The sequence below is a fragment of the Burkholderia sp. AW49-1 genome, assembly GCF_053427845.1.
The window spans coordinates 22,062-35,946 of the sequence record NZ_JBSAXF010000018.1 but is presented as its reverse complement, the minus strand read 5'-3'; the positions used below and the strand labels follow the sequence as shown (position 1 = coordinate 35,946).

Annotated in this window: 13 protein-coding genes and 1 tRNA gene; all 14 read left to right on the top strand. The window is 64.3% G+C overall.

Annotated features, from left to right (window positions below; translation table 11 throughout):
- Positions 1 to 72: 72 nt before the first annotated feature.
- The 14 genes from rpsO (at position 73) to nuoH (ending at position 13,871) form a co-directional block, all read left to right on the top strand.
- Positions 73 to 342, top strand: a complete 270-nt coding sequence (gene rpsO, locus ACV22W_RS23720; protein ID WP_006398792.1) for a 30S ribosomal protein S15 — start codon at positions 73 to 75, stop codon at positions 340 to 342.
- Between the two features lie 290 nt (positions 343 to 632).
- Positions 633 to 2,780, top strand: a complete 2,148-nt coding sequence (gene pnp, locus ACV22W_RS23715; RefSeq protein WP_059533215.1) for a polyribonucleotide nucleotidyltransferase — start codon at positions 633 to 635, stop codon at positions 2,778 to 2,780.
- Positions 2,781 to 2,921: 141 nt separating this feature from the next.
- The gene (locus tag ACV22W_RS23710; RefSeq protein ID WP_448022129.1) at positions 2,922 to 3,941 is read left to right on the top strand and encodes an NAD(P)H-quinone oxidoreductase; all 1,020 of its coding nucleotides are present in this window, start codon (positions 2,922 to 2,924) and stop codon (positions 3,939 to 3,941) included.
- A gap of 141 nt (positions 3,942 to 4,082) precedes the next feature.
- On the top strand, positions 4,083 to 4,838 hold the full coding sequence (gene tpiA, locus ACV22W_RS23705) for a triose-phosphate isomerase (protein ID WP_448022127.1): 756 nt from the start codon (positions 4,083 to 4,085) through the stop codon (positions 4,836 to 4,838).
- A 72-nt stretch (positions 4,839 to 4,910) separates the two neighbouring features.
- On the top strand, positions 4,911 to 5,288 hold the full coding sequence (gene secG / locus ACV22W_RS23700; RefSeq protein WP_059533209.1) for a preprotein translocase subunit SecG: 378 nt from the start codon (positions 4,911 to 4,913) through the stop codon (positions 5,286 to 5,288).
- Between the two features lie 111 nt (positions 5,289 to 5,399).
- Positions 5,400 to 5,484, top strand: a tRNA-Leu gene (locus tag ACV22W_RS23695).
- A 154-nt stretch (positions 5,485 to 5,638) separates the two neighbouring features.
- The gene (locus ACV22W_RS23690) at positions 5,639 to 5,998 is read left to right on the top strand and encodes an NADH-quinone oxidoreductase subunit A (RefSeq protein WP_006398798.1); all 360 of its coding nucleotides are present in this window, start codon (positions 5,639 to 5,641) and stop codon (positions 5,996 to 5,998) included.
- 62 nt (positions 5,999 to 6,060) lie between these two features.
- Complete coding sequence (locus tag ACV22W_RS23685; protein ID WP_006398799.1) at positions 6,061 to 6,540, top strand: NuoB/complex I 20 kDa subunit family protein; 480 nt, start codon at positions 6,061 to 6,063, stop codon at positions 6,538 to 6,540.
- 21 nt (positions 6,541 to 6,561) lie between these two features.
- On the top strand, positions 6,562 to 7,164 hold the full coding sequence (locus tag ACV22W_RS23680; protein WP_059502607.1) for an NADH-quinone oxidoreductase subunit C: 603 nt from the start codon (positions 6,562 to 6,564) through the stop codon (positions 7,162 to 7,164).
- A 9-nt stretch (positions 7,165 to 7,173) separates the two neighbouring features.
- A complete protein-coding gene (locus ACV22W_RS23675) occupies positions 7,174 to 8,427 on the top strand; it encodes an NADH-quinone oxidoreductase subunit D (protein WP_006750459.1) in 1,254 nt (417 codons plus the stop codon).
- A gap of 168 nt (positions 8,428 to 8,595) precedes the next feature.
- Positions 8,596 to 9,081 carry an NADH-quinone oxidoreductase subunit NuoE gene (gene nuoE, locus ACV22W_RS23670; protein ID WP_006478266.1) on the top strand — a complete coding sequence of 162 codons (486 nt, stop codon included), beginning with the start codon at positions 8,596 to 8,598 and terminating at the stop codon, positions 9,079 to 9,081.
- Positions 9,078 to 10,388, top strand: coding sequence for an NADH-quinone oxidoreductase subunit NuoF (gene nuoF, locus ACV22W_RS23665; RefSeq protein WP_006756904.1), 1,311 nt, complete (start codon positions 9,078 to 9,080; stop codon positions 10,386 to 10,388). Before nuoE ends, nuoF begins: the two co-directional genes overlap by 4 nt.
- A gap of 84 nt (positions 10,389 to 10,472) precedes the next feature.
- Positions 10,473 to 12,803: an NADH-quinone oxidoreductase subunit NuoG gene (gene nuoG, locus ACV22W_RS23660; protein WP_448022125.1), complete on the top strand. Its 2,331-nt coding sequence runs from the start codon at positions 10,473 to 10,475 to the stop codon at positions 12,801 to 12,803.
- Positions 12,804 to 13,871 carry an NADH-quinone oxidoreductase subunit NuoH gene (nuoH, locus tag ACV22W_RS23655; RefSeq protein WP_059533202.1) on the top strand — a complete coding sequence of 356 codons (1,068 nt, stop codon included), beginning with the start codon at positions 12,804 to 12,806 and terminating at the stop codon, positions 13,869 to 13,871.
- The last annotated feature ends 14 nt before the right edge of the window (positions 13,872 to 13,885 follow it).

The following is a 13,885-nucleotide window of genomic DNA, read 5'->3' as shown; positions in this document are numbered from 1 at the left end:
TTGTAAGTCACGGCACGGCCATTCTTCCGTGTCCGCCTGTTCAGTTAGCAAGTAGGAAACAAAGGAAATCACATGTCTGTTGCAGATATCAAGAAGTCGGAAGTCGTTGCTCAGTTCGCCCGCGGTACCAACGACACGGGCTCGCCCGAAGTCCAGGTCGCACTGCTGACCGCACGTATCGTCGAACTGACGGGTCACTTCAAGACCCACGCGAAGGACCACCACAGCCGCCGCGGCCTGCTGCGCATGGTGAGCCGCCGCCGCAAGCTGCTCGACTACCTCAAGGGCAAGGATGCCGACCGTTACCGCGCACTGATCGAGAAGCTGGGTCTGCGTAAGTAATCGAGGCGATTGCCGCCAGCAAGATGCCTGTGTCAGTCCGCTGATGCAGGCATTTTGTTTTTGCGCGGTGCGTAGCGTCACGCGCACCGCGGGTTGTCCGGCACGTGAGTGCCGGCTGCCGGAACGGCTGATGCCGGGGTCGGGATTTGTGTCATTCCAGCGCGCCGCTCGACGAGCGCCGCGCTGGAATGGCATAAAAAACACACCTTGCTCCGGGTGATTCGGTCGGGACGCCGCCGCACGGGATGGCCCGGGCGGCGAATGAAATGAATGAATTCAAAGGAGCAACCATGTCCATGTTCAACAAGGTCGTGAAGGAATTCCAGTGGGGCCAGCACAAGGTGCGCCTCGAAACCGGTGAAGTCGCTCGCCAGGCGAGCGGTGCCGTGATCGTCGACGTGGAAGACACCGTCGTGCTGGCAACCGTCGTCGGCGCGAAGTCGGCGAAGCCGGGCCAGGATTTCTTCCCGCTGACCGTCGACTACCTCGAAAAGACCTACTCGGCCGGCAAGATCCCGGGCGGCTTCTTCCGTCGCGAAGGCCGTCCGTCGGAACACGAGACGCTGACGTCGCGCCTGATCGACCGTCCGCTGCGCCCGCTGTTCCCGGAAGGCTTCTACAACGAAGTGCAGGTCGTGATCCACGTGCTGTCCGTGAACCCGGAAATCCCGGCGGATATCCCCGCGCTGATCGGTGCATCGGCTGCGCTCGCCGTGTCGGGCCTGCCGTTCAACGGTCCGGTCGGTGCCGCGCGCGTCGCGTACATCGACAACGCATACGTGCTGAACCCGACGCGTGACCAGATCAAGGCATCGAGCCTCGACCTCGTCGTCGCCGGTACGGAGCGTGCGGTGCTGATGGTCGAATCGGAAGCCGACCAGCTGCCGGAAGACGTGATGCTGGGCGCGGTCGTGTTCGGCCACGAGCAAATGCAGACGGCGATCGATGCGATCCACGAACTCGTGCGCGAAGGTGGCAAGCCCGAGTGGGACTGGCAGCCGGCACCGAAGAACGAGGCGCTGATCGCGCGCGTGACGGAACTGGCGCACGGCGACTTGCTCGCCGCTTACCAGCTGCGCGACAAGCAAGCGCGTTCGACGAAGCTGAAGGAAGTCTACGCGGCGACCTCGGCGAAGCTCGAGGAAGACGCGCTGGCGGCCGGTACGGTCGCGGCCGACAAGGCTACCGTCGGCAACATCCTGTTCGACATCGAAGCGAAGATCGTCCGTTCGCAGATCCTGAACGGCGAGCCGCGCATCGACGGTCGCGACACGCGCACCGTGCGTCCGATCGAGATTCGCACCGGCGTGCTGCCGCGCACCCACGGTTCGGCGCTCTTCACGCGTGGCGAAACGCAGGCGCTCGTCGTCGCGACGCTCGGCACGAAGGGTGACGAGCAGATCATCGACGCGCTCGAAGGCGAATACCGCGAGCGCTTCATGCTCCACTACAACATGCCCCCGTTCGCGACCGGCGAAACGGGGCGCGTCGGCTCGCCGAAGCGTCGTGAAATCGGCCACGGCCGTCTCGCGAAGCGCGCGCTGGTCAAGTGCCTGCCGAGCGCGGACGAATTCGGCTACTCGATCCGTGTCGTCTCGGAAATCACCGAATCGAACGGTTCGTCGTCGATGGCGTCGGTGTGCGGCGGCTGCCTCGCGCTGATGGACGCCGGCGTGCCGATGAAGGCGCACGTCGCGGGTATCGCGATGGGCCTGATCCTCGAAGGCAACAAGTTCGCGGTGCTGACCGACATCCTCGGCGACGAAGATCACCTCGGCGACATGGACTTCAAGGTGGCCGGCACGGAGCAAGGCGTGACGGCGCTGCAGATGGACATCAAGATCCAGGGCATCACGAAGGAAATCATGCAGGTAGCGCTCGCGCAGGCGAAGGAAGGCCGCATGCACATCCTCGGCAAGATGACGTCGGCGGTCTCGGGTGCGAACACGCAACTGTCGGAATTCGCGCCGCGCATGATCACGATCAAGATCAACCCGGAAAAGATCCGCGACGTGATCGGCAAGGGCGGTTCGGTGATCCGTGCGCTGACGGAAGAAACCGGCACGACCATCGACATCTCGGATGACGGCGTCGTGACGATCGCGAGCACGAACAGCGAAGGCATGGCCGAAGCGAAGAAGCGCATCGAGCAAATCACGGCCGAGATCGAAGTCGGCCAGGTTTACGAAGGCACGGTGCTCAAGCTGCTCGATTTCGGCGCGATCGTGAACCTGCTGCCGGGCAAGGACGGCCTGCTGCACATCTCGGAAATCGTCAACGAGCGCGTGAAGGACATCAACGACTACCTGAAGGAAGGCCAGCAGGTGAAGGTCAAGGTGATCCAGACGGACGAGAAGGGTCGCGTGCGTCTGTCGGCGAAGGCGCTGCTGAACGAAGCAGCGGCAGCGTCGCAGTCCGATACGCCGCCGCAGCAGTAAGGGGGCAGGCGTGAGAACGGCCGGCAGTGCGAAAGCGTGCCGGCCGTTTTTTCTGTAGCATCGTTGTGCGGCGCAGCAGCGCCGGCGAGGCGCCCGTGCCGCGCACGGGTGCGCCCCCCGACTGATCCTGGAGCGACCACCATGAAAGCCATCGAAATCACCGAATTCGGCGCCCCCGACGTGCTGAAGCTCGCGGAGCGTCCGCGCCCCGAACCGAAGCGCGGCGAAGTGCTGATCAAGGTGACGGCTTCCGGCGTGAACCGGCCGGACGTATTCCAGCGCAAGGGCGCGTATGCGCCGCCGCCGGGTGCGTCGGATCTGCCGGGCCTCGAGGTCGCGGGCGAGATCGTCGGCGGCGACCTGTCGGATGCGGCGCTGAATCCGTTCGGCCTGAAGCTGGGCGATCGCGTCTGCGCGCTGCTCGCGGGCGGCGGCTATGCCGAATATGCGGTTGCGCCGCTGCCGCAATGCCTGCCGGTGCCCGACGGACTGACCGACATCGAAGCCGCATCGCTGCCCGAAACCTTCTTCACGGTGTGGAGCAACGTGTTCGACCGTGCGCTGCTCGGCGCGGGCGAAGGCGGCGAGCAGGAAACGCTGCTCGTGCAGGGCGGCTCGAGCGGGATCGGCGTGACGGCGATCCAGATCGCGCACGCGCTCGGCTTTCGCGTGTTCGCGACGGCCGGGAATGCCGACAAATGCCGCGCGTGCGAGGCGCTCGGCGCCGAGCGTGCAATCAACTACAAGACCGAGGACTTCGTCGAGGTAGTCAAGTCGCTGACGCACGATCGCGGCGTCGACGTGATCCTCGACATGGTCGCGGGCTCGTACGTGCCGCGTGAACTGTCCGCGCTCGCGGATGGCGGCCGCCTCGTGCTGATCGCGTTGCTCGGCGGCGCGAAGGCCGAGGTCAACCTGAATGAAATCCTCCGCCGCCGGCTGACGGTGACGGGCTCGACGCTGCGTCCGCGTCCGGTCGAATTCAAGGCGCGCATCGCGGCGCAGCTGAAGGCGCGCGTCTGGCCGCTGCTCGCGGACGGTCGAATCAAGCCCGTCATCTACCGTGTGCTGCCGGCAGGGGCGGCCGCGCAGGCGCATGCGCTAATGGAAAGCGGCGAGCACATCGGCAAGATCGTGCTTGATTGGGGCGCGAACGCGTGACGGCCCGTGCGGCGGGCTTGACATGCGCGGTTTGACCGGTTCAAGCCGCGCGCAGTAAAATCGCGGGTTTGCTTCGCCAGATCCAACCTGACGGGCCGGTTTCCGGTGCGTTAATGACAAGATAGTGACGAGACAGACACGATGTCGAAACAACGAACGAAGCGAGTGATCGGCAACTGGAAGATGCACGGCCGGCTGGCCGGCAACCAGGCATTGCTGAAGGAAGTGGTGCAGGGCGTGGGCGCGGTGCCGGCCGAAACGTCGGTCGGCGTATGCGTGCCGTTCCCGTATCTCGCGCAGGTTCAGGCGCAGCTCGCCGGCGGCCGTGTCGCATTCGGCGCGCAGGACGTGTCCGCGCACGAGCAGGGCGCGTTCACCGGTGAAGTGGCGGCCGCGATGGTGGCGGAGTTCGGCGCGCAGTACGCGATCGTCGGTCACTCGGAGCGTCGCGCGTATCACGGCGAGCGCAACGAAACCGTCGCCGCCAAGACGCAGCGCGCGCTCGCGGCGGGCCTCACGCCCGTCGTGTGTGTCGGTGAAACGCTCGACGAGCGCGAAGCGGGCGCGACCGAGCAGGTGGTCGGTGCGCAGCTCGACGCCGTGCTGGCCGCGCTGACGGCTGACGAGGCCGCCCGCATCGTCGTCGCATACGAGCCGGTCTGGGCGATCGGCACGGGCAAGAGTGCGACGTCGGCGCAGGCACAGGACGTGCACGCATTCCTGCGTGCGCGTCTCGCGGCGAAGGGGGCGGCGGACGTATCGGTGCTGTACGGCGGCAGCGTGAAGCCGGACAACGCGGAAGAGCTGTTCGCGCAGCCGGACATCGACGGCGGCCTGATCGGCGGCGCGTCGCTGAAGGCGGAAGATTTCCTGGCGATCTGCCGGGCCGCACGTTGAGCGGTCCGGGATCGATTTGAACCATGATGGCGGCCGGGCGGTCCGGTTGCCTGATCCAATCGGGTGGGTGTGATGCTGTTATTCAAGACGCTGATTATTGTCGTGCAGGTGCTGTCTGCGCTCGGTGTGATCGGACTCGTGCTGCTGCAGCACGGCAAGGGTGCCGACATGGGCGCTGCATTCGGTAGCGGCGCGTCGGGCAGCCTGTTCGGTGCAACCGGCTCCGCGAACTTCCTGTCGCGCACGACGGGCATTCTCGCGACGATTTTCTTCGTCGCGACGCTCGCGCTGACGTACCTCGGTTCGTACAAGTCGACGCCGTCGGCAGGCGTGCTCGGCACGGCCGCAACCGCGCCGGCATCGGCGCCCGCAGCGTCGGCGCCTGCCGTCGCGGCGTCCGCTGCCGCAGGGTCGGCGGCGAGCGCGCCGGGCCAGGATGTCCCGAAATAAAAAGTCGAATTTTTTGCGTTTGTGCGTTGAACAAATCTGGAACTCGGGTTAGAATTTAATTCTTGAAGCGATTCGCGGGAAACAAGCAGCACAACCCGAGTTGCATGCAGTGCCGACGTGGTGAAATTGGTAGACACGCTATCTTGAGGGGGTAGTGGCGAAAGCTGTGCGAGTTCGAGTCTCGCCGTCGGCACCAAAGTTACTCAATGCCAGCCGCTTCTAGTGGCTGGCATTTTTCATTTCTGGGGTGTGCCTTGCGATTGTCTTGTGATCGCACGCACTCCGAAATGATTCCTTCCGCCGGAAGTGGTATTCTCCGGACGCTCAGAACCAACCGATAGAGGATTGCCTTGAACCTCGCAGCCTATTACCCCGTCTTGTTGTTCCTCCTCGTGGGCACTGGTTTAGGTATAGCGCTGGTCAGCATCGGCAAGCTCCTTGGTCCCAATAAGCCGGACGTCGAGAAGAACGCACCGTATGAGTGCGGCTTCGAAGCCTTTGAAGACGCCCGGATGAAATTCGACGTCCGGTACTACCTCGTCGCCATCCTGTTCATCATCTTCGATCTCGAAACCGCATTCCTGTTTCCGTGGGGCGTCGCGCTCCGGGACATCGGCTGGCCGGGTTTCATCGCAATGATGATTTTTCTGCTCGAATTCCTGCTGGGCTTTGCCTATATCTGGAAGAAAGGCGGCCTCGACTGGGAGTGATGGGTTAATCGCCGGTTTGCATGGGCGGCCACGCTGGGCCGCTCGTCTGGAGTGGAAAGCAAATGAGTATCGAAGGGGTCTTGAAGGAAGGGTTTGTCACCACGACGGCTGACAAGCTGATCAACTGGACGCGTACCGGCTCGCTGTGGCCGATGACGTTCGGGCTCGCGTGTTGCGCCGTCGAGATGATGCATGCGGGCGCGGCCCGTTATGACCTGGACCGGTTCGGGGTCGTGTTCCGTCCGAGCCCGCGTCAGTCGGACGTGATGATCGTCGCCGGCACGCTGTGCAACAAGATGGCGCCGGCATTGCGCCGCGTGTACGACCAGATGGCCGAGCCGCGCTGGGTGATCTCGATGGGGTCGTGCGCGAACGGTGGCGGTTACTACCACTACTCGTACTCGGTGGTCCGCGGTTGCGACCGGATCGTGCCGGTCGACGTCTACGTGCCGGGCTGCCCGCCCACGGCCGAGGCGCTGGTCTACGGTGTGATCCAGCTGCAGGCGAAGATCCGCCGCACCAATACCATCGCCCGTCAATAAAGCCCCGAGCGTCCCCTCAATATGGCAAGCAAAATCGAGACCCTCAAGGCAAACCTCGAAGCCGCGCTCGGCGCGCGCGTGGTGAGCCTCACCGAAGCGATCGGTGAACTGACGCTCGTCGTGAAGGCGAGCGATTACCTCGAAGTCGCAAAGATGCTGCGCGACGATCCGAAGCTCCGTTTCGAGCAACTGATCGACCTCTGCGGCGTCGACTACCAGACCTACGGCGACGGCGCCTACGACGGCCCGCGTTTCGCGGCCGTGTCGCAGCTGCTGTCGGTCACGAACAACTGGCGCCTGCGCCTGCGCGTGTTCGCGCCGGACGACGATCTGCCGATCGTGGCATCGCTCGTCGATATCTGGACCTCCGCAAACTGGTACGAGCGCGAAGCGTTCGACCTGTACGGCCTCGTGTTCGAGGGGCACCCCGATCTGCGCCGCATCCTCACTGACTACGGCTTCATCGGCCATCCGTTCCGCAAGGACTTCCCGGTGTCGGGCTATGTCGAAATGCGGTACGACCCGGAAGAGAAGCGCGTCGTCTACCAGCCGGTGACGATCGAGCCGCGCGAAATCACGCCGCGCGTGATCCGCGAGGATCGCTATGGCGGTCTGAAACATTAAGGGGGCGTCATGGCAGAAATCAAGAACTACACCCTCAACTTCGGCCCGCAGCACCCGGCAGCGCACGGCGTGCTGCGCCTCGTGCTCGAGCTCGACGGCGAAGTCATCCAGCGCGCCGATCCGCACATCGGCCTGCTGCATCGTGCGACTGAAAAGCTCGCGGAAAGCAAGACCTTCATCCAGTCCGTGCCGTACATGGACCGTCTCGACTACGTGTCGATGATGGTCAACGAGCACGGCTACGTGCTCGCGATCGAGCGTCTGCTCGGCATCGACGTGCCGGAGCGCGCACAGTACATCCGCGTGCTGTTCGACGAGATCACGCGCGTGCTCAACCACCTGATGTGGATCGGCGCGCACGCACTCGACGTCGGCGCGATGGCGGTGTTCCTGTATGCATTCCGCGAGCGCGAAGACCTGATGGACGTGTACGAAGCGGTGTCCGGTGCCCGGATGCACGCGGCGTACTACCGTCCGGGCGGCGTCTACCGCGACCTGCCTGACGCAATGCCGCAATACAAGGCGTCGAAGATTCGCAACGAGAAGGCGCTCGCGAAGATGAACGAAGCGCGCAGCGGCTCGGTGCTCGACTTCATCGACGATTTTTTCACGCGCTTCCCGAAGTGCGTCGACGAATACGAAACGCTGCTGACCGACAACCGGATCTGGAAACAGCGTCTGGTCGGGATCGGCGTCGTCAGCCCGGAGCGTGCGCTGCAGATGGGCCTGACGGGTCCGATGCTGCGCGGCTCGGGTATCGCGTGGGATCTGCGCAAGAAGCAGCCGTACGAAGTGTACGACCGCATGGATTTCGACGTGCCGGTCGGCGTGAACGGCGACTGCTACGACCGCTATCTGGTGCGAGTCGAGGAAATGCGCCAGTCGATTCGCATCGCGAAACAGTGTATTGAGTGGCTCCGCAAGAATCCGGGCCCGGTGATGACCGACAATCACAAGGTTGCGCCGCCGTCGCGCGTCGGCATGAAGACCAACATGGAAGACTTGATTCACCACTTCAAGCTCTTCACCGAAGGTTTTCACGTGCCGGAAGGCGAGGCGTACGCAGCTGTCGAGCATCCGAAGGGCGAATTCGGCATCTACCTCGTGTCGGATGGTGCCAACAAGCCATATCGCCTCAAGATCCGCGCACCGGGCTTCGCGCACCTCGCGTCGCTCGACGAAATGGCGCGCGGTCACATGATTGCCGACGCCGTCACGATCATCGGTACGCAGGACATCGTGTTCGGCGAAATCGATCGCTAATGGTCGCGCCGCCCGCGCGAGCGGGCGGCGAGCAGTAAGTCACACGCGATGCGCGCTGAACCGGCGCGGCTTCGCAAGCTGTCAACAGTGAGCGCCAGGTCTGCCGTCCTTGCACAGCAGTGCGGCAGGTTGTTCGTTCGGTAGGAATTGAAAGAGTCGTGTCTGAAAATGATCTCAGCTGAAGGCCTGAAGGAAATCGATCGAGCGTTGACGAAGTATCCCGCCGATCAGAAACAGTCCGCCGTGATGTCGGCGTTGGCCGTCGCTCAGGAAGAGCACGGCTGGCTGTCGCCCGAACTGATGCAGTTCGTCGCGGACTATCTCGGCATGCCGGCCGTCGCCGTGCAGGAAGTCGCGACGTTCTACACGATGTACGAGCTCAAACCGGTCGGCAAGCACAAGATCACGCTCTGCACGAACCTGCCGTGCCAGCTTGGCCCGCACGGCGGCGCGGAAGCGACTGCCGACTACCTGAAACAGAAGCTGGGCATCGGCTTCGGCGAGACCACGCCCGACGGCAAGTTCACGCTGAAGGAAGGCGAATGCATGGGCTCGTGCGGCGATGCGCCGGTGCTGCTGGTGAACAATCACAGAATGTGCAGCTTCATGAGCCGCGAGAAGATCGACCAGCTGCTTGAGGAGCTCTCGAAATGACGTCCCTCCACGACCGTCACATCAAACCGCTGATCCTCGCTGGTCTGAACGGCGAGAACTGGCATCTCGAAGACTACGTTGCCCGCGGCGGCTACAAGCAGCTGCGCCGCATTCTCGAAGAAAAGATTCCGCCGGAGCAGGTGATCGCCGACGTGAAGGCGTCGGGCCTGCGTGGCCGTGGCGGTGCGGGCTTCCCGACCGGCCTGAAGTGGAGCTTCATGCCGCGCCAGTTCCCGGGGCAGAAGTACCTCGTCTGCAATTCGGACGAAGGCGAACCGGGCACGTTCAAGGATCGCGACATCCTGCGCTGGAACCCGCACGCACTGATCGAAGGCATGGCCATCGGCGCGTACGCGATGGGCATCACCGTCGGCTACAACTACATCCACGGCGAAATCTTCGAAGTGTATCGACGCTTCGAGGCCGCGCTCGATGAAGCGCGTGCCGCGGGTTTCCTCGGCGACAACATCATGGGCTCGGAATTCTCGTTCCAGCTGCACGCGCACCACGGTTACGGCGCGTACATCTGCGGAGAGGAAACGGCGCTGCTCGAGTCGCTCGAAGGCAAGAAGGGCCAGCCGCGCTTCAAGCCGCCGTTCCCGGCGAGCTTCGGCGTGTATGGCAAGCCGACCACGATCAACAACACCGAGACGTTTGCCGCGGTGCCGTTCCTGCTGTCCATCGGGCCGCAGAATTACCTCGAGATCGGCAAGCCGAACAACGGCGGCACGAAGATCTTCTCGGTGTCGGGCGACGTCGAGCGTCCGGGCAACTATGAAGTGCCGCTCGGCACGCCGTTCGCGACGCTGATGGAGCTCGCCGGCGGGATGCGCGGCGGGCGCAAGATCAAGGCCGTGATTCCGGGCGGTTCGTCGGCACCGGTGATCCCGGGCGACATCATGATGCAGACCGATCTCGATTACGACTCGATCGCGAAGGCGGGCTCGATGCTCGGCTCCGGCGCGGTGATCGTGATGGACGAGACGCGCTGCATGGTGCGTTCGCTGCTGCGCCTGTCGTACTTCTACTACGAGGAATCGTGCGGCCAGTGCACGCCGTGCCGTGAAGGCACCGGCTGGCTGTATCGCGTCGTGAATCGTATCGAGCACGGCGAAGGTCGCCAGGAAGATCTGGACCTGCTGAACTCGGTTGCCGAGAACATCATGGGCCGCACGATCTGCGCGCTCGGCGATGCGGCGGCGATGCCGGTACGCGGGATGCTCAAGCATTACTGGGACGAATTCGCGTACCACGTCGAGCACAAGCACTGCATGGTCGGCGGCCACGCGCACGCGGCGGCAGCCTGAAGCGAAGCACCGGTTGCGGAATTTGAGCGCACGGTCGGGCGAAGGCGCGAACGGGCGGAAATAGGTTAAGGACCATTCACCATCATGGTTGAACTTGAAATAGACGGCAAGAAGGTCGAGGTGCCCGAAGGCAGCATGGTGATCCAGGCTGCGCACAAGGCGGATACGTACATTCCTCACTTCTGCTATCACAAGAAACTGTCGGTCGCGGCCAACTGCCGGATGTGTCTCGTCGAAGTCGAGAAGATGCCGAAGGCCGTGCCTGCCTGCGCGACGCCCGTGTCGGCCGGCATGATCGTGCGCACGCAGTCCGACAAGGCCGTGAAGGCGCAGCAGTCGGTGATGGAATTCCTCCTCATCAACCACCCGCTCGACTGCCCGATCTGCGATCAGGGCGGCGAATGCCAGCTGCAGGATCTGGCGGTCGGCTACGGCAAGTCGTCGTCGCGCTACTCGGAAGAAAAGCGCGTGGTGTTCCACAAGAACGTGGGCCCGCTGATCTCGATGGAAGAAATGTCGCGCTGCATCCACTGCACGCGCTGCGTCCGCTTCGGCCAGGAAATCGCCGGCGTGATGGAGCTCGGCATGCTGGGTCGCGGCGAGCACTCGGAAATCACGACGTTCGTCGGCAAGACGGTCGACTCCGAACTGTCGGGCAACATGATCGACCTGTGCCCGGTCGGCGCGCTGACCAGCAAGCCGTTCCGCTACAGCGCCCGTACGTGGGAACTGTCGCGCCGCAAGTCGGTGAGCCCGCACGATTCGGTCGGCGCGAACCTCGTCGTGCAGGTGAAGAACAACCGCGTGATGCGCGTGTTGCCGTTCGAGAACGAAGCGATCAACGAATGCTGGATCTCGGACAAGGATCGTTTCTCGTACGAAGGCCTGAACAGTGAAGAGCGCCTGACGAAGCCGATGCTGAAGCAGGGCGGCCAGTGGATCGAGACCGACTGGCAGACCGCGCTCGAATATGTCGCGAAGGGCCTGAAGGGCATCGCCGCGGATCACGGCGCGAACGCGCTGGCGATGCTCGCGAGCGCGCACAGCACCGCTGAAGAGCTGTTCCTCGTGAAGCAGCTCGCCAGCGAACTGAAAACGCCGAACGTCGACTTCCGTCTGCGTCAACAAGATTTCTCGGCGCCGGTCCAGGGCGCACCGTGGCTCGGCATGCCGATCGCCGATCTGTCGAGCGTGGATGCCGCGTTCATCGTCGGTTCGTTCCTGCGCCGCGACCACCCGCTGTTTGCCGCGCGCCTGCGCCAGGCCGCGAAGAACGGCGCGAAGCTGCATTTCCTGCACGCGACTGCCGACGACTCGCTGATCCCGACCGCGAAGCGCATCGTCGCCGCGCCGTCGGCATGGCTCGACGAGCTGGCCGGCATCGCCGCCGCCGTCGCGCAACTGCGCGGCGTCGCGCTGCCGGACGCGCTGGCGGGCGTCACCGCATCGCCGGCAGCACAAGCAGTCGCCCAGTCGCTCGCGAACGGCGAGCGCCGCGCGGTGCTGCTCGGCAATGCGGCCGTCCGTCACCCGCAATTCGCGAAGCTGCACGCCGTTGCACAGTGGATCGCCGACAACACCGGCGCCACGTTCGGTTTCCTGACGGAAGCGGCGAACACGGTCGGCGCGCACGTCGTCGGCGCACTGCCGGGCGAGGGCGGCCTGAACGCACGCGAAGCGTTCGCGCAGCCGCGCAAGGGCTACGTGCTGCTGAACGTCGAACCGGAATTCGACACGGCCGATCCGGCGCAGGCACTTGCCGCGCTGAACCAGGCCGAAATGGTCGTCGTGATGTCGCCGTTCAAGCACGGCCTCGATTACGCCGACGTGCTGCTGCCGATCGCGCCGTTCACGGAAACGGCAGGCACGTACGTGAACGCGGAAGGCTCGGTGCAGAGCTTCAACGGCGTCGTGCGTCCGCTCGGCGATACGCGTCCGGCGTGGAAGGTGCTGCGCGTGCTCGGCAGCCTGCTCGGCCTGCCGAACTTCGAATATGAAACGGCGGAAGAAGTGCGTCTCGCGGCGCTCGGCGACGCAGGCGTCGCGAAGCGCCTGTCGAACCAGGCGTCGGTCGCGCCGGCACGCGTCGCGGCAGCTGCCGCGAACGGCGGCTTCGAGCGCCTCGCCGACGTGCCGATCTATCATGCCGACGCACTCGTGCGCCGCGCCGGCGCGCTGCACCTGACGGCCGCCGCGAAGATGGCGAACGCCGCAGCCCTGCCGGCCGCGCTGTTCGACAAGCTGGGCTTGAAGGAAGGCGACGCGGTGCGCGTGCGCCAGGGCGAGCGTACGGTGCAGTTGCCGGCCGTGCGCGACGCGAATCTTGCGGAGACGGTCGTTCGCGTGTCGGCGGCGACGCCTGCCGGCGCAGCGCTCGGCAGCCTGTCCGGTGAACTGGTGGTGGAGAAGGCGTAAATGAGCTTGTTCGATACGATCAACGCGGGCGGAGCCCAGCTTCTCGGCGTCGCGTGGCCGACGGTGTGGGCCGTCGTGCGCATCCTCGTCGTCGCCGTCGTGATCCTGCTGTGCGTCGCGTACCTGATTCTGTGGGAACGCAAGCTGATCGGCTGGATGCACGTGCGTCTCGGCCCGAACCGCGTCGGCCCCGGCGGCCTGCTGCAGCCGATCGCCGACGTGCTGAAGCTGCTGCTGAAGGAAGTGATTCAGCCGAGCGCCGCCAGCCGTTGGCTGTACCTGATCGCGCCGGTCATGACCGTCGTGCCGGCGTTCGCCGTGTGGGCGGTGATCCCGTTCCAGGCCGAGGCCGTGCTCGCGAACGTGAACGCGGGCCTGCTGTATGCGATGGCGATCTCGTCGATCGGCGTGTACGCGGTGATTCTCGCCGGCTGGGCGTCGAACTCGAAGTACGCGTTCCTCGGCGCGATGCGCGCTGCGGCGCAGATGGTGTCGTACGAGATTTCGATGGGCTTCGCGCTGGTGCTCGTGCTGATGACGGCCGGCAGCCTGAACCTGTCGGAAATCGTCGGCTCGCAACAGCACGGCTTCTTCGCAGGCCACGGCGTGAACTTCCTGTCGTGGAACTGGCTGCCGCTGCTGCCGGCGTTCGTCGTCTACTTCGTGTCCGGCATCGCCGAAACGAACCGTCACCCGTTCGACGTGGTGGAAGGGGAGTCGGAGATCGTCGCGGGTCACATGATCGATTACTCGGGTATGGCGTTCGCGCTGTTTTTCCTCGCCGAGTACATCAACATGATCGTGATCTCGGCGCTGGCCGCGACGCTGTTCCTCGGCGGCTGGGACGCACCGTTCGAATTCCTGTCGTTCATTCCGGGCATCTTCTGGCTGGTGCTGAAGGTATTCGCGCTGCTGTCGGTGTTCATCTGGGTGCGCGCGACGTTCCCGCGCTACCGTTACGACCAGATCATGCGTCTGGGCTGGAAGGTGTTCCTGCCCGTCACGGTGATCTGGGTGGTCGTGGTCGGCTTCTGGATGATGTCGCCGCTCAACATCTGGGTGAAGTAAAGATCGGACGAAAT